The organism is Dissulfuribacter thermophilus, from assembly GCF_001687335.1.
GTDB lineage: Bacteria > Desulfobacterota > Dissulfuribacteria > Dissulfuribacterales > Dissulfuribacteraceae > Dissulfuribacter > Dissulfuribacter thermophilus.
Map to the genome: position 1 here is coordinate 118,334 of NZ_MAGO01000002.1, position 22,013 is coordinate 140,346.

The following is a 22,013-nucleotide window of genomic DNA, read 5'->3' on the forward strand; positions in this document are numbered from 1 at the left end:
CGCTGGCGCCTTTACCAGCGGATAAAGAGCAATGCGCCAGCATTTAATATATGGGGTTTCCCCAAATTCGTCTGTAGCTATTTAAAAATTTTCTATATTTTAATCAAAAGGATTCTTGAGCACAATGGTCTGCTCGCGTCCTGGTCCTACAGAGACTATTTCTACAGGTACCCCGGACAAATCTTCTATAGCCTTTATATAATCCTGACACTGAACAGGAAGCCCATCAATGGAATCAATCCCGCTTATATCTTCATCCCAGCCATTGAACTCTGTATATTCTGGGACTAGTGATTCTACTTCCCTAATTGTACCAGGCATGTATTCCCAGGTCCCTGACCTACCCTTGTACTTAGTGCAGACCTTCAACGGATTAAATCCACTGAGAACGTCCAGCTTTGTTATGGCGAGACCATCGATCCCATTCAACCGAACAGCATCTTTCAATACCACGCCATCGAGCCAGCCACAGCGCCTCTTTCTTCCTGTGGTCGCACCGAACTCTCCACCTCTGACCTGCATTCTGTCTCCAACTTCATCAAAGAGTTCAGTGGGGAATGGCCCGCCACCTACCCTGGTTGTGTAGGCCTTACAGACTCCAATTACCTTGTCTATCCTAGATGGCCCAATTCCCGCTCCAGTGCATGCTCCACCTGCGACGGTATTGGAGGAAGTTACAAATGGATACGTACCATGATCAATATCCAACTGGGTACCCTGAGCCCCTTCGAATAGCACGTTTTTCCCATTTTTCAAAGCCTCATCAATAATAAATGAACAATTATCTACATAAGGGGAAAGAATTTCCCGATATCTCTCATATTCCCTTAATATCTCGTCAAAACTTATTTTTTGAGCGCCGAACTGTTTCTCAAGTATGAAATTTTTTGCCTCAACATTTTCTTTGAGCTTCTCTCTAAAAAGCTCTGGGTCCATCAGGTCGCCAATCTTGATACCGCACCTGACAATCTTATCCTCATAACACGGGCCAATACCACGGCCTGTTGTTCCAATCTTCTTTCCCTTACTCTTTGCCGCCTCTCGCGCATGATCAAGTGCCCGGTGATAGGGCATGATAAGGTGGGTATTATAGCTAATCTTAAGCCTTTGAGGGGTGATCTCTAGGCCCTTCGACTTCAGCTCTTCAAGTTCCCCAATAAGGACCGAAGGATCGAGCACCACTCCATTTCCAATGAGGCAAAGCTTATCCTCGTATAAAATACCTGATGGAATTAAGTGGAATATAAAAGTATTACCATCTACAACCAAGGTATGTCCTGCGTTATTCCCTCCCTGAAACCTTACTATCAGATCAGCATATTTGGTGAGGAGATCGACAATCTTGCCTTTTCCCTCATCCCCCCATTGTGTTCCCACAACTACTACCGCTGACATACTATCTTACCTCCACTTTAGTTTTTAATCTGAATCCTGCAATTGACAATTTTCCCGAACTTGGATTGTGGTCGAAGGGCACATAAGGCTTGAACTTATGCCTTTACCCATAGGCGCCTTTAATATTCGGAAAAATTGCCAATCCCGAATGGTGGCAAATGTGAGAAAATTCTGCTACCCTTGAATCACTAACTAATTGTTTTTTTAATATCAAACTTACAAAAGATAACATTTTGATATAAAAAGAAAAAAGCTTTTTTCTCGCATTCACCATGCAGGATTAAGGTTCAAACGCACTCAGGATACTTAAAGCATAAGAAGTTGTAAAGGGAAGCGACATGAAAAAGGGTCCAGAAGAACTTTTTATTATAGATGGAAGCTCTTATCTTTATAGAGGATACTTTGCTATTCGTCAGAACCTCACCACCTCTAGTGGATTCCCCACAAAGGCCATATTCAATGTCACCAATATGATCCTCAAGGTGCTCAGGGAAAAAGATCCTGGCTACTGTGTAGTTGTCTGGGATGCCAAGGGCCCAAACTTCAGGCACGAACTCTACCCACAATACAAGGCCAATCGCCCTCCAATGCCCGAAGACCTTGTGATCCAAGTACCTTATGTAAAAGAAATAGTGGAGGCCCTGGGAATACCTCAAATTGAGATCGAAAAAGTGGAGGCAGATGATTCAATTGCTACTATCTGTAAGGGATTAAAGGGGGTTAAAAAGGTTATTGTCTCTGGTGACAAAGATCTCGTGCAACTGGTGGACGATGAATGCGTGATCTGGGACCCTATGAAAGATGACTGGATTGACAAAAAGGCCGTACTCGAACGATTTGGGGTGGAGCCAGAAAAACTCCTCGATGTCCAAACCCTTTCTGGAGATACTGCAGACAACATACCAGGGGTCAAGGGTATTGGCCCCAAAAAGGCCTTAAAGCTCATACAAGATTTTGGCTCTGTAGAAGAGCTCCTCCAGAGAATAGATGAACTGCCCAAAGGGAAACTAAAGGACAATCTAAAACTCGAACAAGAAAACATTCCTGTCTACAAGGCATTAGTTGGCCTAAAAACAGATGTACCCATTGATCTCGACCTAAAAAAATTTGAAAGAAGACCTTGGGATATAGACAGATTAAAAGAGCTCTTTGAAAAATTCGAATTTCAGAAATTCCTTAATGATTTAATTCCTAAGAAAAAGATCGAATATGATGACTACGAACTAGCTCTAGATCACTCAAAACTCGATGAAATAAAAGAGCTTATCCAAAGGGCCAAGGAAGTAGTAATAGACACTGAGACTGATAGCGAAAATCCCATAGGAGCGCGGTTGATCGGTATTTCAATAGCCATTTCTCCGCCTAAGGCATACTATATCCCAATTGCCCACAAAGAAGAGACCAGAAACCTCTCCCTTGAGACTGTAAAATCAGTTTTAGGGCCTATTTTTAAAGATGAAAACATAAAAAAGATCGGGCAAAACATCAAATTTGACATCATTGTCCTTCGGTCTTCTGGATTCCAGGTACACGGTGTCTATGGAGACACCATGGTGGCCTCCTACCTTCTCGATCCCTCCAGACGTCAACACAATCTCGAAACCTTGGCCAAGGAATATTTAGGTCATCAGATGATAAGCTTTAAAGAACTAATGAGAGGGAGAAAATTCAAGGATTTTAGTGAAGTTTCAATTGAAGAGGCCATGAGGTATTCATGCGAGGACGTACATGTAACATTCCTTTTAAAAGATATCCTATTTAAACGCCTTCAGGATGCTGGCCTTATGGAGCTCTTTCACAAGGTAGAAATCCCTCTCATAAACGTGCTCGCTCACATGGAACAAGTAGGGATCCTCATAGATCAAAAAGGGGCCAAAGAATTGAGCAAAGAATTTGACTCTAAGATCAGTGAGCTTGAAAAGAAAATTCATGATCTTGCAGGTATTAAATTCAACATCAACTCTCATCAACAGCTCCAAAAGGTACTCTTTGAAAGGCTTGGACTGACCTCAAAGAAAAAAACAAAGAAAAAGACCGGATATTCCACTGACACTGAGGTGCTTCAGGAACTAAGAGAAGAACACCCCATTTGTGATCTACTCCTGGAGTATAGAAACCTCAGCAAATTGAAGAGCACATACTTAGATGGTCTTCTCAAGATGATCAACCCCAGGACCAACAGGATCCATACCTCTTATAACCAGACAGTTACAGCTACTGGAAGACTTTCATCAAGTAATCCCAATCTCCAAAATATTCCAATTAGGACTGAAGATGGTCTCAGAATTCGATCCTTATTCATTGCAGATGAAGGAAAGTTATTCCTTAGCTCTGACTATTCGCAGATTGATCTTAGGGTCCTTGCCCACTATTCTAAAGACAAGGCCCTAATTGAGGCCTTTTTAAAGGGAGAAGACATTCACACCAAGACTGCTTCGGAGATCTTCGATGTTCATCCTGCCTTCGTAACTCCAGAGATGCGGAGAATGGCCAAGACTGTAAATTTTGGAATCATCTACGGAATGAGTCCCTATGGACTTTCAAAGGAGCTTGGTATTGATAGATCAAAGGCCAAGACATTTATCCAAAAATACTTTGAAAAATATCCCGGTGTAAAGCAATATATGGATAAAGCCATAGAGACCGCAAGAAAGCAGGGCTTTGTAACTACAATCCTTGACAGACGTCGCTTTATTCCTGAAATAAATAGTCCTTTAAAACATGTTCGTGAGTTTGCTGAAAGAACTGCCATAAATACCCCTATACAGGGAAGCGCTGCAGATATTATCAAGCTTGCCATGATAAGGGCTCATGAATTCATAGAAAAAAGGCAGTTGAGAGCGAGGCTCATTCTGCAAGTTCATGATGAATTGGTATTTGAAGTCCCCGAAGACGAGATCGAGATATTAAAAGAAGAGGTAAAAAAGATCATGGAGGGGGCTGTAAAGCTCGATGTACCATTGATTGCAAATATAGGAATTGGAAAAAACTGGGCAGAGGCTAAGGCATAAGACATGTTTCAGACACTAGATGGTTCAAAGGCCTCAGAAAAGGGATGGGTGTGGAAGAACGAGGTACAGTATACATCCAATCCTGGACTCATAGGCAGGGAACTAGAAAGATTGATACGAGATGCCACCTGGGTTGAATTGAGGACTCCTGGATACAGGTCTGCTCCAACAATAATAATTGACATGGACAACTCATCCATAACAGTGGACAAGCCTGTAGACTGGAAAGAGGCATCGGAGGTCATTTTAACCTATAGGAGAAAGGGTGAACCCTGGAACTTTCTTAAGGCAAAGGCCAAGGCCACTCAGGAAAAGACATTAATATTTAGCAGACCCTATCTATGGGCCATACTGGAACGTAGGGAATTTTATAGAATACAGTGTCCAAGTGGTTGTACAATCAGGTTGTATCCTCAAAAGGGTGAGCCATTGGAAGGCATAATTAAGGATATAAGTCTAAAGGGAGTTGGCATCGAATGGATGCCTCCAAAAGGTGCAAAACTTCCCTCTCTTAGAAAACATTTTTCAAGTATTTTCCTTTCCTTGAGACTTGTAAATTCAAAAGATATCTGTCACCTTGAAATAAGAGGTGGAGAGATAAGAAGGATCCAGCGGCCTGGGAGATTTGGGCCACGGATTTACCGAATTGGGCTACAACTTTACCCTGACTCAAACCAGACAAATCAATTGTCTTCATATATAAGAAAGAGAGAGCTAGAGCTTTTGAGGCTTCTGAACCAGCCATGATTAGGAGAAAGGGACAATGAAAAAGATTGGAATTGTGAGAGACAACCGTTACATGGACCACATACCAGGACCATCTCATGTGGAGAGCCCTGAAAGATTAAAGGCGATTTACCAGGCCATAGATGAATGCTTTGTCCATGATGAACTCATAAATATCGAACCTCGACAGGCCAATTTTGAAGAGCTCAATTGGAATCACTATGCCAATTATATTAAATCAATAGAGGCTACTCAAAATAGACAGGATTTTACTACCTTGGATCCAGATACAATCGCCTGCCCGGAAAGTTTTTCTGTAGCAACCCTTGCAGTGGGAGGAGTATTTGCGGCCATTGATGCCATCATGACTGGAAAGGTAGAGGCTGGATTTTGTCTGATCAGGCCACCAGGGCACCATGCAGAGCCTGACAGGGCAATGGGATTTTGTCTTTTCAACAACATTGCCCTTGGAGCCTATTACTGTCAAAAGGTCCACTCACTCGATCGTTGCATGATAGTTGATTTTGATCTTCATCACGGCAACGGGACTCAAAGGAGTTTCTATTCTCAAAAAAATGTACTCTATTTTTCTACCCACCAATATCCTTACTATCCAGGCACAGGTGCTCATACTGAAGTGGGTTCCGGCAGTGCAAAGGGTTTTACTGTCAACTGTCCACTTCCAGCAGGCTGTGGAGACCAAGACTATGCCGCCATCTTTAAATTACTACTAGATCCCATTTGCTCATCATTCAAACCAGATATCATATTAGTATCCGCTGGATTCGATATATTTTGGCAGGACCCACTGGGGGGCATGAATGTAACAGAAAAGGGATTTTCCGCAATCTCTAGAGCTCTCATCACTATGGCTGAAACCACATGCAATGGAAGGCTCCTCTTTGTATTAGAAGGTGGCTACAGCATGGATGGTCTAAAAACTGGTGTAATATCAATATTGAGGCAACTTGTTTCCAGAAAAGAGGATGACAGTGTAATTAAAGATGCAACGAAATTCCTTGAAGAGGCACAACCATTTGCAGCCAGACAATCCTTAGAAAAGGCCATTGGGGTGCAAAAAAGCTATTGGGACCTTTGATTTTATACCTAAATCCTGCACGGCAAAAGGGGGCAAAAATTAATTGTATAGGTTATATACGCATCCCAGGAGCAGGCCCAATTTCAGTTCCATCCGGGACTACCTGGTCTTTTGATATAGTGGCACCTGCACCGATTGTAGTAATGAGTCCATCTTTTTTCCCGATGATGGAACCTCTTCCAACAGTCACTCCTATGTCCGTAATGGTTCTATAGACTCTGGCCTCAGGGGCTATTTGCGTATCAAAAAAGAGTATAGAATCTTCGATCACAGCACCTTTTCCCACTACGACACCTGGAAAGAGTATTGAACGCCTTACAATCCCGTCAACCCTCACACCATTATAAATCCTAGAGTCTGTAACCTGAGCATGCCTACCAAAACTTGCAGGACCCCTGTCTCGTATGGCCTCATGATCCAAATTTGTCCTAATATTCCAGCGATCCAAGTCGATTTTTGGTTCTTGGCCAAGTAAATCCATATTGGCCTGCCAATACTCTTCAAGAGTCCTCGAATATGCCCAGTAACCACGGAAAAAATAGCCGAAAAATCTCCTTCTACCAACTAACTTGGGCATTATATCCTTTCCAAACTCATGAGATGAGTCTCTAACATTTTCCTGTAGAAGCTCCAAGAGAACTTGGGTGTTAAAGAGATATACAGTCATTGACGCCCAGTTAGAGTAGTGTGTTTTCGGTTTTTCTTCGTAGCCAAGTATCCTTCCCCCTTTTGGGTGCGAATCTTCTATTTTAGCCTCTCCAAACCTTGAGGGCCCATCAGCCTCTCTGTCCACAAAGGCACAGGTAATTTCTGCTCCCATCTCTAGGTGGAATGATATCATGTCACGGTAATCCATTCGATAAATGTGATCTCCGGACAAAATCAAGACCATTTCAGGTTTAATAGATTCTATAAAATCAATATTTTGATATACTGCATCCGCAGTACCTTTATACCAATCCGATGCACGGAGGGCCTGAAACGGGGGAAGGAGCGTTACCCCGCGATTTCTTCCTACCATATCCCATGAAGATCCATTACCGATATGTTCCACCAGGGACGAGGCCCTGTATTGACAGAGGACCCCTACCCTTTCAATTCCAGAGTTCATTAGATTGCTTAGTGGAAAATCAATAATCCTGTAAAGTCCGCCAAAGGGCATGGTGGATTTAGGCCTTAGGTGAGTAAGTACTCCTAGCTCGTCCACTCTTCCGCCTGCAAGTATCAGGGCTAAAATATTATCCATACCAACTCCTAACCATCCTGCCCAGCATCACTCCACCTAGTCTGTTTCCTCTGTTTTTTGATCTCCTGAGGCTGCCTCTTCAACTGCTTCATCTACCATCTGATCGAAATCCTCTCCTAGATCATCTCCTGCAAGACTTCCCATCTTCTTCATCCATTTGGCCATAGTCTTTGGATCACTTTCGTCTAACCCCCCGAGCATTGTTGGATCCATGAGCCTCTCTAATCTTGTCTCCTCAGAGAGGCGAACCCTCACCCTTGATATGAGTTTTTTTACGGACTTACTTCCACAATGGGAGCAAAATGGTTCAAATTCTTTGACATTAAGCACCAGGTGAGAAGAGATTCTACTACACTCATGGCACCTGTATTCATAGATAGGCATACCCACCACCTCCTCAAAAAAGCTATTTCAAAACGCTCTTAAAAAATTTCTGAAGCCCTTTAGTGTCAAAGGTAGAGGGATCAATGTCTGGGAGATTTTTGAAGGGCACCTCTGCCCTTGCGCTTTGTCTATGTCCTCCAGCTGAACCCACTTTTCCGAAAACCTTTTGGGCCAGTTTGCCCGCATCTTTTTTATAACCATCGGAACGAAATATAACAATTAGTTTCTCTCCATATTGACCGGAGATGATGACCCATCCAATCTCATGGACATGGGTGAGAAAATCAGCCACCACAACGAGGATATCCGGATTTCCAACTCTCCCTAAGTGGGCATAAATTCGATTTTTACGAATTTTCATGTTTTCAAAGGCAATCTTAAAATATTTCAGCTCAGATCTTCTGATATCGGCAGTCTCTATTTTGTTTAGAAGATTTTGATTTATACGTTTAAAAAGATACTGAAAACACAATACATCTGAATAGGAGCACTTAACAGTGAAATTTTGGGTATCCACTTTTATTCCATAAAAAAGACCAGTGGATAGCGCAACAGAGGGCTTGATTCCAGCAGCTTTAAGATATTCCGTCATCATTGATGAAACAGCACCGTACTCAGGTCGAACGTCGATAAATCGTGCATTCCACCCGGTGGTGAGGGGATGGTGATCAATGACCACATCGAATTCAATCTTTTGGAAGTCTGGGTGATGGGAAGGCTGAGAATCCACAATGATCCTCTTGGTAAACTCCTCTGCCTTTACATTCTTCAGTCGCACTAGAGGGATCTTCAAAAGGTCTCTCATAGCAAGATTATTAACACGTTTAATGTTATTGGGGTGAGCTATAACTATTTCCCGAACCCTACGACTCAAAATTCTCTTGAGTGCCATGGCACTTGCCATGGAGTCTGGATCAGCAACTATAACTATGAGAACCCTATCTTCCCTTGAAAAAAGTTGGCAAAAGGAACGAAAACGCTCTTTATTGGAGAGCCTTTTTAGGGCCTTAACACAACATATTATATCATTACGACCGTTTTTACTGGCATTAGCACCCTTTTTACCATTTTCTGTAGCCATATCTTACCAGTTCTTTTTGAATGCCTCTATCTTTCCCTATGACTCTAATGGAGGTTCCGATTCCCTTGGAAAAGTTTCTTTTTGAGAATATTTTGTGGCGATTATAATCAGTATTCCCAACTGTGGCAATGCCAACCTTATATTGGATTCAAATTATGATGCAGCTGGCAAATTTTACAAAATATTATTTGAGGGCTATACAGGTGAAGTTTTCAATAGAATTTAGCTAACAACCTATTGAAATTTAAATATATTATTTTTTACTCACATTATGGAGTGCTCAATCTACTTGAAAAGCGCTTGCCTTATAGAAGTTCCCTAGATATGTTGACAAATAGTATGAGGTTTTACAAAATTGTCTGGCTGGGGCTCCTTATTAGGGGTATTTTAGATACGGCTGCAGAAATTAAAAGAAGGAAAAGGAGGACTGTTAAACATGAAAGCCTACATACTGATAAACACCCAGATAGGAAAAACAACAGAGGTGGTCAAGGAACTTTCGGAGATGAAAGAGGTAAAAAAACTTGATATCATTATGGGACCTTACGATATCATAGCAGAAGTGGAAACCGACAACCATGACACCTTATCACGGATAGTAATCAATCGCATGCAAAGAATAGATGCCATAAACCATACAATGACTTGCCCTGTTGTGGCCATGGAAGACGCCCTTTAAAGCCTTTTATTTAGGCCTTTTTGCCAGGGCAAGCTCAACTTCAGTTTGAGTTAGGCCTAAACGATCGGCAATTTCTTCCACGGATTTTCCCATTGAAGAGAGTCGTTTTATCTCTGTATAAACATCTATAGGAGCTGTTTTTTTTACCTTTGCTTTACTGGTAGCGGAGATCTCTTCTTGCAGTCTCGTGGTCAACTCTTGACTCTCTTTGAGAATCTTTATGAGTCGTTCGATCTTCTTGGGATCTAAAAACGTAAGGCGCCTGTAAATAGCCCAAAAGGCTACTATAAGTATAAGATCAATAATTATCTGAAATAGTATTAAGACATTAAGACCAACTTCGAAATTCATATGGTTATATCAACTTTTTTTGACTCAACAGGGTGTGTATCTTCTTCCTTTTCTCCTTTTTCTGATGAATAAGACCTGTCGTTGGCCTCATCCTCCTTGTCCGTTACAGAAAGAGTGACCCTGTCTTCAGGATAGACATCTTCCTCATGCCTTTCATCTTTATCTTGTTCTTTTTCTGGATCCTTTTCTTTACCCCTTTTGAAGACGGCATCACCTCCTCCATGTTTTTGAATACGAGATAGAGGAATAGCACCATTTATTTTTTTTACTATGCCATCTGACATTTTACTTCAGTACAAACCCTACCAATCTAAGATCTTCGACCTTGTTTGGGGCCAAAAACTTGTTTAGGCGATCCATTATGGGCTTTCTATAAGAAAATAAAGATCTTTGACTCAATCCAGAACTTATATCGATTCCTTTTAATTCAGAATATATAATGTCCCTTACCCATGCAACTTTTTCACTGAATGCCCTCTTTGATGCCACATCATCGAACACCAGTTCTGCCTTAAGCTTGAAAAATACGAGTTCCCCGTTCATTTGGGCTGGAATGATAAATGGATCCAAATTCATAGTATAAAAACCGCGATCCAACCTTTGTAAATCTTGGATCTTACCTTCTGAGGTCTTAGTTGAAGTTTTGACATTAAGTGTCTGTTGACTAGTGTGTTTTAGATAATCTTGAGGAGGAGGTTCTGTCTTGAGTACCTTGAACAGGACAAAGATACCAACAAGGAAAATAATAGAATTTACAAAAGAAAAAATATTCGTCAAATTGAACCATTCTAGCAGAGACCCATCTTTTTCTTCCTCTAATTCTTCCTCCTCCACCTGATCTTCATGCTCTTCAGATCCAGAGACTAGCTCATCTCCAGATTCATCTTTACTTTCCGTCACCACTGTCTCTTCATCAGACTCAGGAGGCTCAACTTGAGACTCTGGCTCTGGAGTGTCCTTTATAAGGGGTTCCTTGTTGTCCTCTGTTATATCGTCAAATAAAGGGATCTCATCAAGCCCGCCACTTTCATCCCAAAGTTCATCATCGGTAATAGAGATTCCAAGGTCTTCTTCAAAATCCTCAAGGGGAGGGACTGAACTTTGGTCCTCCTGCTCCTCATTCAGCTGGTTGTCTTTGAGTGCGTTATCGTCCTGGCCCTCTTGGGGAATATCCTTCCCGATTACTTCTTCTTTTTTAGGACCCGGCTCTACAATATCTTCTATTATGCCTTCTTTGCGTTCTTCTTCAGCCACTTTTTAAATATCAAGAAAAGATTTTTTCAATCTTTTCACTCAATGTTTCCGGAGTAAAGGGTTTTACTATGTAATTGCTAACCCGTGCCTTAACAGCCTCAATAATATTTTCTTTTTGAGCCTCTGCAGTGACCATCAGAAATGGAATATCTTTAAAACGCTCATCTGCCCTAACCTTTTTGAGCAACTCTAGCCCTGTCATCTTTGGCATATTCCAATCTGATACAATGAAATCTACAGGCTCTTTTTGAAGGATCTCCCAAGCGGTAGATCCGTCGTCTGCCTCAATAAAATTTTTAAAGCCTATTTGGGACAAAATATTTTTCACAATACGCCTCATAGTGGCAAAATCATCTACGATCATAACCTTCATATTATAGTCAATGGCCATGTCAACCTCCTTTTATTACGCAGACTTAATCTAAGCTACCCTCACATCTTATTCGGCTAATGGTTCAAAGATCTAAAATAGAATTCCTTCTACACGGCAACTGCAAAAAGATCCTCTTTAAAGGCCCTGAGCTTTGCCCTGAGTCTGAGAATGGCCTTGGTGTGCATCTGAGATATTCTGGATTCGGTATAGCCCATGATCTCACCAATCTCCCTCATGGTCAGTTCTTCATAATAGTACAGAGATACAACTAGCTTTTCCTTTTCCGGAAGTCCCTGTATGGCCTCTTTGAGAATCTCTTTTACCTCACTCATATTGAGCTTCACAAAGGGATCTTGGTCACCATTGTCTGCTATTAAATCAAAAAGATCCTCTTCTGAGTTACTATCAGGCAGGCGTCGCCTTATCATTTCAATGTCTAGAAAGGTGACATTTTTTGTCTGATCTAGAAGTTGGTAGAATTCATCCAGACTTATCCCCAAGGCCTGGGCAACTTCTTCATCCTCAGCCGGTCTTCCAAGCCTCTTTTCCAGGTCGGCATAGGCCTTTTCTAAGTCAGAGGCCTTCTTTCTCAGGGAACGAGGAACCCAATCAAGAGATCTTAGCTCATCGAGCATGGCACCTCTAATTCTGAATTCTGCATAGGTTTTGAACTGATTTTTTTTTGTTGGATCGAATTTTTCAATGGCATCAATAAGACCCATTACACCGGAGCTGATGAGATCATCTATTGAAATATGCGGAGGAAGACGCATGGCCAATCGACCAGCCACATAACGAATAAGCGGCGCATAGTGGAGTATGAGTTGTCCACGCTCCTCACTTGTAAGCCGCCTATTTTTACTTAATAGCTCTTCAGCTAAATCCTTTTGACTTCCAGAGCTACCAGACATCCCTATCCCGGCTTTAATCCTTTAAGTTATTGAATCATCAAAAAATCTTTCCAGAAAAATCTTATATTTCCATCGGGCTTGGCCTCTTGACCCATCCTGTTAATCCTGTGAGCGAGATCTCGGAATGCCGCACTCGATGAGGCATTAGGATACATATCAAGGACTGCCCTTTGTTGCAATACTGCTTTTTGTAAATATTGATCCCTTGGGACAAAACCAATGAACTCCAATCGTAACGGTCCCAAGAAACGATCTGCTACCGATGCCAATTGACTATAAACCTTCTTGGCATCATTTTCACTATTTGCCCAGTTTACCAGGATGCAAAAGTCCTCGACCTTGTGCCTAGTATAAAGGACCTTGATGAGTGCATAGGCGTCAGTAATAGAAGTTGGTTCTGGTGTGACTACGATTATTCTATGTTGACTTGCTATGTTGAAATAGAGGACATTGTCTGAAATACCCGCGGCAGTGTCTATAAGCAGCGTGTCAATCATATCAGATATGGTTTCCATTTCATCGAGGAGAATTCTCTTTTGAGTCTCAGTCAGATCCAAAAGTTCCGGAACACCTGAACCTGCGGGAAGAATGAGAATCCCATGAGGACCTTCAACAAGTACGTCCTTGATAGTCTTTTCCCCTGATAATACGTGCTTAATATTATAGCGTGGGGCCAGGCCCAAAAGCACGTCAATATTTGCCAGTCCAAGGTCCGCATCTAGGATTAATGGCCTTTTGCCCATATTGGCCAAGGCAATAGCCGTATTGGCCACTATATTTGTCTTACCTACACCGCCTTTTCCGCTTGAAAATGAAAAAACACTATGGGTGGATCCCACTGATTATCTCCTTTGCCTGCGTCCTCAAACTCTTTTTCGCAAGCGCCTTTAAAAAAAACTGCCTCTTTTTACATGAAGAATGGCCCAGGGTACTAAATTTAAACTCTTCAAAGTCGGCTGTTACCCTTTGACCACTTGAAACATATACAACATCTACACTCAGATCCGCAACAATTTCTCTTACACGGCCTCTGTCTTTTAGCTCGTCAACCTTTGTCAATACAAAGGCGCATAAGGGAAATTCATAGATTTCACGAACAAGTGCCTTTAAATCCACTGGATTCATGTTTGAAGGCATCACTGCCAATGCCTTAAGACCTGGTGTTGCTACAAAAAACCTTTTCAGTCTATCCCTCTTTTCTTCATCAAAAAGGTTAACTCCTGGAAAGTCTGCAAGTAGAATTTCGTCCTCTGCTGAGGCTGATACAATCCTTAGCAATTCCAATGGAGTCTTTGCATTATAATATGGTATCTCAAGTATATGGGAAACCTTTTTGAGGGCCTCATGAGCGCCTAAACGTATGTTATCAACGTTTACTATCTTTACCCTGTAACCCTTTTGTTTAAATCTGAATGCAAGTTTCAAAAGAACTGTGGTTTTACCACTACCAGATGGGCCAATAATGCCGAAAAATTTGGGACTTGCGCTCAATAATTCATTTTCTGTGCAATAGAGCTTACGCCTTGATATTGACCTTGCGTCAAATTCGTCGTGCTGGACCTCATCTAGGTCCACTGCTGCAACTACTTCAAATAGTCGTGCTCCGTTTTCCCCTTCTACGGATCCAGTTTCAATAATTACGGCGTCATCGCCCATATTCTTTTTGACCAATTCAAAGGCAGACGCCATGTCTCTTGCACGAAATCTTTGAATCTTCATTTATCCCAGACGAATTCCTCCTATTGATTCAAGTTTTACATAACTTGGAATTTCGGAATGAGAAAGCACTACTACTTGTGGTATAAACCTCTCAATGAGTCTTCTTAGGTGCCTTCTGATTTGAGGACTCGTCAAAATCACAGGCTGGTGCCCCTGATTTGTCACCTGCTCACACGCATCCTGAACGGCCTTGATGATCCTCTGGGCTGTTCCCGGATCAAGTGACATATAGCTACCATGTTCTGTATGTTGAACTGCTCCTTTGATCATGTCTTCAATGCTTGCATCCAATGTAAGCACCCTAAGTGTCCCATCTTCTTGCACCAGGGGTTTAACAATGGCGCGACCAAGCCTTTGCCGGACATATTCAGTCAAGATCTCCGGGTCTTTGGTCATTGGCCCAAAGTCTGCTAAGGTCTCCACAATTGTCAATAGGTCTCTAATAGACACCTTCTCGCGAACAAGGTGTTGAAGGACCTTTTGTATAATTCCAAGGCTTAAGGCCTGAGTGGCCTCTTCTACGGCCTTTGGATGATGCTTTGCCAGTGCATCCAAGAGCCTTTGAACTTCCTGGCGTCCCAATAGTTCGTCAGCATTTTGACGTATTATCTCAGCCAGATGGGTAGCAATAACAGTAGAGGGATCCACTACAGTGTAGCCTGCGAGCTGTGCCTCTTCTCTTTTTTCTTCAGGTATCCATATAGCAGGGAGTCCGAAAGCTGGCTCTTTAGTGGGTATTCCTTCGATTTCCTTTGAGACATCCCCTGGATTTATGGCTAGGTATTGGCCCATAATGACTTCGCCCTTTGCTATATCAATCCCCTTAATAAGTACTACATACTGCCCTGGATTCAGTTGGAGATTGTCCCTAACATGTAGAGGGGGAATGAGTATCCCCATTTCCTGTGCAAATTGTTTTCTAATTGAACGAATCCGCTCCAAAAGGTCACCTCCCTGGGATTCGTCCACTAAGGGGATCAGACCGTAACCCACTTCAAGTTCCAATATATCCAGGGATAAAAGACGCTCAATCTCCTCAGGGGCTGATTCACCTGAAGGAGTTTTTTCCTCCTTGGCCTTTTTTTCTTCTTCCTCCACCTCTTCTATAATATGCCTTTTTTTCTCCCTTAGAGTAATCCAGGCCAAGGTACCAAATATTGAACTTAAAAGAAAAAAAGGAAAAAAGGGAAGACCAGGTATCATCCCAAAGATAGCTACAACCCCTGCTGCCACGATCATTGCCTCTGGATTAAGTGAAAATTGCCTTACAAACTCCTTCCCCATGCCAGCGTCTGAGGCTGCGCGGCTCACTAGGATTCCAGAGGCGGTTGATACTATGAGAGCTGGAATCTGGGAGACAAGTCCGTCTCCAATAGTCAAAAGCGTGTAGCTTTGAGCTGCAGCTCCAATATTGAGGTCTTGTTGAAAAACCCCAATAATAAAACCACCGATGATATTGATTGACATAATTATAAGGCCTGCTATGGCCTCGCCTCTAACAAATTTACTGGCACCATCCATCGCCCCATAAAACTCTGCTTCCCGTGCAATCTCTTGCCTTCTTCGCCTAGCCTCATTCTCATCTATGAGGCCGGCATTGAGGTCTGCATCAATTGCCATCTGCTTACCTGGCATGGCATCCAAGGTAAAACGAGCTGCAACCTCTGCTATTCTTCCAGCACCCTTGGTGATGACAACGAAATTAATGATGACGAGTATGGCAAAGATGATACCACCTACAACGTAATTCCCACCCACTACGAATTGGCCAAATCCCTTAATGATATTTCCAGCAGCATCGACCCCTGTATGCCCTTGCAGGAGGATCAGTCTCGTAGAGGCTATATTTAAGGATAGACGAAATAGAGTAGTTAAGAGAAGTAGGCTAGGAAATATAGGAAAGTCAAGGGGCTTGATAATGTAGAGCGAAAGAAGCATCACAAGGAGACTAAATGTAAAGTTAAAGGCAAGCAGTATGTCCATGGCTGCTGCCGGAACAGGCATTACCATGATGACCAGTATTGCCAGCACACCACCAGCAGCAATAAGGTTATTGGACTCAATAGGGAGAATCGATGTAATCCTGCCCATTGTAGATGCTGGGGTTGCTGCCACTATTGAATGTCCCCCTGCGTGTTTAGGCTAAGGTCTAATAAATTAGATTTTGCTCTTAAGGTACTCATAGCATTTGTCATTTTTTTGTCTCTTTTTTTGCTCCTTGAAATTAATTAAGCAAAATAAATGCCACACATAAGTCTTCATGGTTCTAAGGCCCGTTTAATCATCATTGAACCTTTCCCTTCAACCTGTAAACATAGGCCAGAACTTCGGCCACAACCTTATAAAGGCTCTCTGGAATAATGTCTCCCACATTACAAGACCGAAACAGGCTCTGTGCAAGGGGCTTATTTTCCACTACTGGGACATCGTGCTCATAGGCTATATCTTTTATCCTCTGGGCCACATAACCAGATCCTTTGGCTACTACCTTTGGAGCGTCCATGGCACCGGGCTCATATCGCAAGGCTACAGCAAGCTTCGTAGGGTTAGTGATCACAACGTCGGCCTCTGGGACTTCGGCCATCATGCGCTTCCTTGCCATCTCTCTTTGTATGCTCCTGATCCTTGACTTTACTTGAGGATCACCTTCGGTCTGCTTGAATTCCTCTTTTAGCTCCTGACGCGTCATGCGAAGATTTTTTTCAAAGTCCCACCTCTGAAACAGATAATCCAAAATCGAAAGTACAATCATCACTGCACATGTCTTCCAAAAGATCGCAAAACTGACCTGTCCAAGATAGGCCAGGATTTGAAAGGGACTCTTCTGTAACATCAGCGGGATATTTTCAAACTCAGCCCTCACGGTCACATAGGCAACATAGCCTACCACTGCCACCTTAAATAGACTCTTCAGGAGTTCGGCAAAAGATTGGGCGGAAAAGAGTCGCTTAACCCCTTCTAACGGATTGATACGCGAAAATTTTGGCACAAGTGGTTCACTAGTAAATATGAATCCAAACTGAAGTATATTTGAAAGTATTGCCAGGACCACCACTACCAAAAAGATTGGCGCCAGTATCACAAAGAGCTGTTTTATTATGAGATATGAAACTCCAAGGATATTTGTATCATCAATACTTATGCTGCCAACACGTCCAAAATAGTATCGCAGGCATATAGTCAACTGGTGATAAAAGAAGGCGCTCCCCCAATACAGTGTAAATAGCCCACCTAGAAGGACGGACACTGAGGCAAGCTCCCTGCTCTTTGCTACCTGTCCCTTTTCTCTTGCCTCTTGCCTCCTTCGCGGAGTGGCCTTTTCAGTTCGTTCTTGAAAGCTCTCATCAGGCATGGGCTTTTTTCTCCCTTAACTCAAAACTCAAAACTTTTTTGAGAGCCTATCTCCCAGAAAAGGCCTGGAGCAGGTCTGGCAAAATTTTAAGTCCAGTATCTAGTTCTTTTGCCAGTGTAGGCCAAAATACCTGGAGCGTTATCCCCAAGAAAAAGAGTCCGAGTATGACATTCATTCCAAAACTCATCATTAGCATATTCATTTGCGGCACTGTCTTTGCTAGTATGCCCAAGGCTACCTGCCCCAATAAGAGGATTGCCATAACAGGGGCCATGAGCTTTATTGACAGTACGAACATCTTATTTCCTAGTTCTACCATGAGGTCAAAAATAGGTTGACTTAGGTTTAATTCGCCGGGCTTAAGCAACCAAAAACTGTCATGGAGCACTTTCAATACGTAATGGTGACCATTGGCTGTCAGAAAGAGAAGTAAGGCAAAAAGATACGCAAACTGCGAGATGACCACTGACTGGGTCCCGGACTGAGGATCAACGACGTTTGCAACACTGAATCCAATCTGAAAACCAACCATCTGCCCTGCTGTCTGAAGCCCCGCAAATATTAGCCTTAGGATCAGGGCAAGACTCATCCCCACAAACAACTCACTTACTACAAAGAGAATAAATTGAACTGCCTCTCTTGGAAGTTGCTCTGGTGTTAGAGGGACAAGTGGGGTCAACACCAAGGAAACTACTATGGTAAATGCAGCCTTTACCTGGATTGGAAGTACCCTGGAACTAAACACTGGCATCATGAAAAAAATTGCCCCGACTCGCATGGCCACTAGCACGAATACCTCAAAGTATTGGATCAAAAATATGTAAATTTCTGCCTCTTTCATCGTATCATTAATGGTATTTGTTCAATAAGTTCTTTTGTAAAATCTAGTAGTTTGTGCATTATCCATGGAAAGGAAAAAAGGAGTCCCAAAAGCACTGCAACTATCTTGGGAACAAAAGAAAGGGTCATCTCCTGAATCTGGGTTACAGCCTGAAAGATGCTAACTATGAGTCCAACAATTAGTCCCAACCCCAACATGGGGAGACTGATGATTAGCGTAAGTTCTATTGCATGTCTTGCAAGGCCCACTACAAAATCCTGTGTCATACTTTTGACTCCTTAAAAAAAGCTCTTCACCAAGGAACCTATGAGTAGATGCCAACCATCCACCAGTACAAACAAAAGGAGTTTAAAAGGAAGTGAGATCAATACTGGTGGGAGCATCATCATACCCATGGAAAGAAGTACACTTGCCACTACCATGTCTATTATCAAAAAGGGAATGTATAAGACAAAACCTATCTCAAAGGCAGTTTTGAGCTCACTTATCATATATGCCGGAATGAGGACAAATGTAGGTATATCATCCTTGGTGTTGGGATTGGTTATACCAGCCATATTTGTAAAGAGCTTAAGATCCGCCTCTCGTGTCTGCCTGAACATAAATTCCCTGATGGGTTTTTGGACACGATCAAGGGCCGTCTTCAAGCTTATTTCATCCCTCAGATAGGGTTGAATGGAATTCACATTGGCCTCGTTCCACACTGGATACATAATAAAAAAAGTGAGAAAGAGGGCCAGCCCTATGAGGACCTGATTGGGAGGCATCTGTTGAGTCCCTATAGCCTGCCTTAAGAATCCAAATACCACTATGAGCCTCGTAAATGAGGTAGTCATAAGAAGGATGGCAGGTGCCACAGACAGGATTGTCAGTAGCAATATGACCTCTAGGACAGTTGCCACTTTGGATGGATCTTCAGTATTTTCAAACCCTACTTGAAAGGTGGGAAGTGTGAGACAGTGAGCTGGGCTGCTACTAAATAGTAAGAAGAAAAGAGATGTCAATAAAATGACAACAAGGTATTTGCTACTTATTGCCTCCTTCGTTTTGTTCTTTAACCCCTGAATCCCCTTTTCCACGATTTAACTCCCCCAATAAATTGATACCTGCATCTGAAATACCAAGAATGAGCTCATTATCTGCTACTCTCACTATAGATATGTATTTTTTGGGGAGAATCTGCTTCGTGGATACCACGTGAATTTGCTCATCCTTTGAGCCCTTGCCTGGCAGACACGCTCCCCATCTTCTTACTGCATAGTTAAATGCAAGGAGCATGCCCAAGATAATGCTGAGGGCCCCTATAGTCTTTATGAGCAGGGGGAAGGTTACTGAATCCATATTATCATCCCAAAGACTTAACTCTATCAGATGGACTAATAATCTCTGTCAACCGCACTCCGAACTTCTCATTAACCACTACTATCTCGCCTTTTGCCATGAGCTTATGGTTTACGTAAATTTCCGCTGGCTCTCCTGCCAATTTATTGAGCTCTACAACAGACCCCTGTCCAAGCTGTAGAAGGTCCTTTATCCTCAATTTGGCGCGTCCTAGCTCAACTGACACATCAAGTGGGATATCCAGAATAAAATCGAGGTCCGGGTGTTCTACCCCCTTTTTGGAAGTCTCTTGTCCGAAGTCTGAAAAATTGGGTGCCACATCTTTCTCTGAGTCTGTCTCTTTAGGCCCCTCTGAGCCTACTTGACCTTGATCCAATGCCTTCTTAGCAGCTTCATCGCCACCCTGTGCAGCTTCTTTGAAGGCATCATCCCAACTTACATCTTCTGTGCTTGATTCTTGTCCATCCTTACTATCCCCGACCTCAGTCTTTTGTTGGGCATCCTGTTGGCCTTCACTCCCACTCTTGGCATCTAGAGAGCCTTCACCCTCCTGTTCGTCAATCCCTTCTTCCAAAAGCTTATCTAATTCCTCTTGTGACAACATGACACAACTCCTTGTAATTTATTGCAAACTACTATAAGTCGTCAGGATTCAAGATCAGGCTTTCGATCTTGAATGCCCTATGTCCCCTCTTTATTCCTGGAGAACCTTTAAATTTGGGAAGTCCCTGGACATATGCCAGTAACAAATCATCTACATTTGTATCAAGCTGAATTATATCTCCTTCATCCAAATCCAATAATTCAGCGCCAGAGATTGTGGCCTTTCCAAGCGGGACAACAAAATCAAGTTCTGTCTGTCTTAGATTGAGAATTATTCCCTGCCTCCATTGGGGATCTGTGGACTCCTCTCCTTGAAATGAGGTCTGCAACTTGTTTTTAATCGGTTGTAATATGGTTAATGGAATACACAGAGTCATGAATCCTGTCACTTCTTCCAGTTCGAGCTGGTACTTACTCACCAGAACAGTGTCATCATCTTGGGCAACTTTGGCAAACTGCGGATTAATCTCGCTCCTCACATACTGGAGCGTGACAGGATAAATTGGTCTCCAGGCCCTCTCAAGATCGGACAAGAGGGCATTGACTACCTTTTTGATTAGCCTCTGCTCAATAGAGGTGAATTCTCGACCCTCTACCCGCATCTGCCCAAACTGAGATGCTCCCAAAAAAATCTCCACAATACTAAATACGATCTGAGAATCCACCACCATGAGCACATGGCCTCTTAGCGGTTCCATCTTGAGAACATGAATATTACTAGGTACAGGTACCCGCCTTAGAAACTCCTTGAATGTTATTATCTCTGTGGGAACAACTGTACTATCGACAACTACCCTCAGAATAGAAGAAAGTGTGGTTCTCAGTCCACGATTGAAATAGTCGTTTATTACGTCAAATGCCGGGAATCGAACGCGAGTTAGCCTTGCAGCATTAGTAAAATCATATGGTTGAATCCCATCAGGGCTCTGTTCAGCCTTGGAACTTTCTTCTGGCTCCTCTGACGCTAAGTCATCAAGCCCCCCCAACAGGGCATCTATTTCTTCTTGACTCAATACCTGGGCCATAGCACCCTCTTACTGGACAACAAACTGGGCAAAGTAAACATTTTTTACGGCATCCTTTCCAAGGATCCTGCTAACTCTTGCCATAATTTCATCCCTTAGCCTTATCTTACCTTCCATGGTAATTACGTCTTCAAGGGTTTGACTACTTAGCAGTAATATTATGTCATTTCGAATCCTTGGAAGCAATTTATCTGCTTTATCTTTGACTTCATCGTTTACCAACTCAAGAGTAATGGTGGCCTTCACAAAATGCCTTGCCTTAGGATCTGCAAGATTTACCACAAAAGGATCCATAGAGAACATCACACCTATTTCAGGGGAACTTTGTTTTACTGGTTGAGAGCTTTCCCCTTGTTGTTGCTCTTGCTGTATCTCCTGGGCAATCTCTTGATCACTAGGTCCTGAAAAGAGGAAAAAATATGCTCCTGCACCGCACAACAACAACACTACCACCCCTATAATAATGAAAAGAAGCAGAGGCTTCTTCTTCTTTTCTGTCCCTTCAGCCTGCTCTTTGCCTTTTTTTTCCTTTGCCATGCCTTTTCCTCCTGCAAATCTTATACCTTTTTTTCGTCACACTTTTGACGCTTATCTTGAATCAAATCGTACAGCCTAGGTTAGG

At 42.6% G+C, this 22,013-nt stretch carries 24 protein-coding genes; 4 read left to right on the forward strand and 20 right to left on the reverse strand.

All coding sequences use genetic code 11. From position 1 onward, the window contains the following. Nucleotides 1-99 precede the first annotated feature (99 nt). The gene (locus DBT_RS02480) at nucleotides 100-1,395 is read right to left on the reverse strand and encodes an adenylosuccinate synthase (RefSeq protein ID WP_067616113.1); all 1,296 of its coding nucleotides are present in this window, start codon (nucleotides 1,393-1,395) and stop codon (nucleotides 100-102) included. Between the two features lie 338 nt (nucleotides 1,396-1,733). Here DBT_RS02480 and polA point away from each other — a divergent pair, with 338 nt between their 5' ends. From polA to DBT_RS02495, 3 genes are read left to right on the forward strand one after another with little or no spacing between them, the layout of a single operon-like run. After that, nucleotides 1,734-4,406 carry a DNA polymerase I gene (polA, locus tag DBT_RS02485; RefSeq protein ID WP_067616115.1) on the forward strand — a complete coding sequence of 891 codons (2,673 nt, stop codon included), beginning with the start codon at nucleotides 1,734-1,736 and terminating at the stop codon, nucleotides 4,404-4,406. 3 nt (nucleotides 4,407-4,409) lie between these two features. After that, the gene (locus DBT_RS02490) at nucleotides 4,410-5,153 is read left to right on the forward strand and encodes a PilZ domain-containing protein (protein ID WP_067616117.1); all 744 of its coding nucleotides are present in this window, start codon (nucleotides 4,410-4,412) and stop codon (nucleotides 5,151-5,153) included. A gap of 16 nt (nucleotides 5,154-5,169) precedes the next feature. Next, nucleotides 5,170-6,231 carry a histone deacetylase family protein gene (locus tag DBT_RS02495; RefSeq protein WP_067616119.1) on the forward strand — a complete coding sequence of 354 codons (1,062 nt, stop codon included), beginning with the start codon at nucleotides 5,170-5,172 and terminating at the stop codon, nucleotides 6,229-6,231. 52 nt (nucleotides 6,232-6,283) lie between these two features. Here DBT_RS02495 and DBT_RS02500 read toward each other — a convergent pair whose 3' ends face one another. The 3 genes from DBT_RS02500 to DBT_RS02510 are packed head-to-tail and all read right to left on the reverse strand — an operon-like array spanning nucleotide 6,284 to nucleotide 8,942. After that, nucleotides 6,284-7,477: a glucose-1-phosphate adenylyltransferase family protein gene (locus DBT_RS02500; RefSeq protein ID WP_067616121.1), complete on the reverse strand. Its 1,194-nt coding sequence runs from the start codon at nucleotides 7,475-7,477 to the stop codon at nucleotides 6,284-6,286. Nucleotides 7,478-7,513: 36 nt separating this feature from the next. Further along, the gene (locus DBT_RS02505; protein WP_067616123.1) at nucleotides 7,514-7,861 is read right to left on the reverse strand and encodes an FmdB family zinc ribbon protein; all 348 of its coding nucleotides are present in this window, start codon (nucleotides 7,859-7,861) and stop codon (nucleotides 7,514-7,516) included. 22 nt (nucleotides 7,862-7,883) lie between these two features. After that, nucleotides 7,884-8,942 carry a DHH family phosphoesterase gene (locus DBT_RS02510; RefSeq protein ID WP_083186571.1) on the reverse strand — a complete coding sequence of 353 codons (1,059 nt, stop codon included), beginning with the start codon at nucleotides 8,940-8,942 and terminating at the stop codon, nucleotides 7,884-7,886. Between the two features lie 436 nt (nucleotides 8,943-9,378). Here DBT_RS02510 and DBT_RS02515 point away from each other — a divergent pair, with 436 nt between their 5' ends. Next, the gene (locus DBT_RS02515; protein WP_067616124.1) at nucleotides 9,379-9,621 is read left to right on the forward strand and encodes an Lrp/AsnC ligand binding domain-containing protein; all 243 of its coding nucleotides are present in this window, start codon (nucleotides 9,379-9,381) and stop codon (nucleotides 9,619-9,621) included. A gap of 6 nt (nucleotides 9,622-9,627) precedes the next feature. Here the strand turns inward: DBT_RS02515 and DBT_RS02520 are convergent, their stop codons facing one another. The 16 genes from DBT_RS02520 to DBT_RS02595 form a co-directional block, all read right to left on the reverse strand. Continuing rightward, nucleotides 9,628-9,972 carry a hypothetical protein gene (locus DBT_RS02520; RefSeq protein ID WP_067616126.1) on the reverse strand — a complete coding sequence of 115 codons (345 nt, stop codon included), beginning with the start codon at nucleotides 9,970-9,972 and terminating at the stop codon, nucleotides 9,628-9,630. Continuing rightward, entirely contained in the window at nucleotides 9,969-10,256 is a 288-nt protein-coding gene (locus tag DBT_RS02525) for a hypothetical protein (RefSeq protein WP_067616127.1), read from the reverse strand. The genes DBT_RS02520 and DBT_RS02525 overlap by 4 nt, the downstream gene beginning before the upstream one ends. A gap of 1 nt (nucleotide 10,257) precedes the next feature. Further along, the gene (locus DBT_RS02530; protein WP_067616130.1) at nucleotides 10,258-11,226 is read right to left on the reverse strand and encodes a hypothetical protein; all 969 of its coding nucleotides are present in this window, start codon (nucleotides 11,224-11,226) and stop codon (nucleotides 10,258-10,260) included. 10 nt (nucleotides 11,227-11,236) lie between these two features. After that, nucleotides 11,237-11,617 (reverse strand): chemotaxis response regulator CheY, encoded by a 381-nt coding sequence (locus tag DBT_RS02535; RefSeq protein WP_067616132.1) that lies wholly within the window; start codon nucleotides 11,615-11,617, stop codon nucleotides 11,237-11,239. An 89-nt stretch (nucleotides 11,618-11,706) separates the two neighbouring features. Continuing rightward, nucleotides 11,707-12,510 carry a FliA/WhiG family RNA polymerase sigma factor gene (locus tag DBT_RS02540; RefSeq protein ID WP_067616133.1) on the reverse strand — a complete coding sequence of 268 codons (804 nt, stop codon included), beginning with the start codon at nucleotides 12,508-12,510 and terminating at the stop codon, nucleotides 11,707-11,709. 26 nt (nucleotides 12,511-12,536) lie between these two features. Beyond that, the gene (locus tag DBT_RS02545; protein ID WP_067616135.1) at nucleotides 12,537-13,349 is read right to left on the reverse strand and encodes a MinD/ParA family protein; all 813 of its coding nucleotides are present in this window, start codon (nucleotides 13,347-13,349) and stop codon (nucleotides 12,537-12,539) included. After that, nucleotides 13,333-14,229 carry a flagellar biosynthesis protein FlhF gene (locus tag DBT_RS02550; protein WP_067616137.1) on the reverse strand — a complete coding sequence of 299 codons (897 nt, stop codon included), beginning with the start codon at nucleotides 14,227-14,229 and terminating at the stop codon, nucleotides 13,333-13,335. The genes DBT_RS02545 and DBT_RS02550 overlap by 17 nt, the downstream gene beginning before the upstream one ends. Next, nucleotides 14,230-16,320, reverse strand: a complete 2,091-nt coding sequence (flhA, locus tag DBT_RS02555; RefSeq protein ID WP_067616139.1) for a flagellar biosynthesis protein FlhA — start codon at nucleotides 16,318-16,320, stop codon at nucleotides 14,230-14,232. A 193-nt stretch (nucleotides 16,321-16,513) separates the two neighbouring features. Beyond that, nucleotides 16,514-17,581, reverse strand: coding sequence for a flagellar biosynthesis protein FlhB (gene flhB / locus DBT_RS02560; RefSeq protein ID WP_067616140.1), 1,068 nt, complete (start codon nucleotides 17,579-17,581; stop codon nucleotides 16,514-16,516). 46 nt (nucleotides 17,582-17,627) lie between these two features. Further along, nucleotides 17,628-18,422, reverse strand: a complete 795-nt coding sequence (gene fliR, locus DBT_RS02565; protein ID WP_067616142.1) for a flagellar biosynthetic protein FliR — start codon at nucleotides 18,420-18,422, stop codon at nucleotides 17,628-17,630. Continuing rightward, complete coding sequence (gene fliQ, locus DBT_RS02570) at nucleotides 18,419-18,688, reverse strand: flagellar biosynthesis protein FliQ (RefSeq protein ID WP_067616144.1); 270 nt, start codon at nucleotides 18,686-18,688, stop codon at nucleotides 18,419-18,421. The genes fliR and fliQ overlap by 4 nt, the downstream gene beginning before the upstream one ends. A 12-nt stretch (nucleotides 18,689-18,700) precedes the next feature. Beyond that, nucleotides 18,701-19,501: a flagellar type III secretion system pore protein FliP gene (gene fliP, locus DBT_RS02575; protein WP_244155294.1), complete on the reverse strand. Its 801-nt coding sequence runs from the start codon at nucleotides 19,499-19,501 to the stop codon at nucleotides 18,701-18,703. Further along, nucleotides 19,449-19,763, reverse strand: a complete 315-nt coding sequence (locus tag DBT_RS02580) for a FliO/MopB family protein (RefSeq protein WP_067616146.1) — start codon at nucleotides 19,761-19,763, stop codon at nucleotides 19,449-19,451. The genes fliP and DBT_RS02580 overlap by 53 nt, the downstream gene beginning before the upstream one ends. Nucleotides 19,764-19,767: 4 nt before the next feature. After that, nucleotides 19,768-20,367 carry a flagellar motor switch protein FliN gene (fliN, locus tag DBT_RS12410; protein ID WP_067616147.1) on the reverse strand — a complete coding sequence of 200 codons (600 nt, stop codon included), beginning with the start codon at nucleotides 20,365-20,367 and terminating at the stop codon, nucleotides 19,768-19,770. Between the two features lie 31 nt (nucleotides 20,368-20,398). Then, a complete protein-coding gene (gene fliM, locus DBT_RS02590; RefSeq protein ID WP_067616149.1) occupies nucleotides 20,399-21,391 on the reverse strand; it encodes a flagellar motor switch protein FliM in 993 nt (330 codons plus the stop codon). Between the two features lie 9 nt (nucleotides 21,392-21,400). Further along, complete coding sequence (locus DBT_RS02595; protein WP_067616151.1) at nucleotides 21,401-21,928, reverse strand: flagellar basal body-associated FliL family protein; 528 nt, start codon at nucleotides 21,926-21,928, stop codon at nucleotides 21,401-21,403. Between the last annotated feature and the right edge of the window lie 85 nt (nucleotides 21,929-22,013).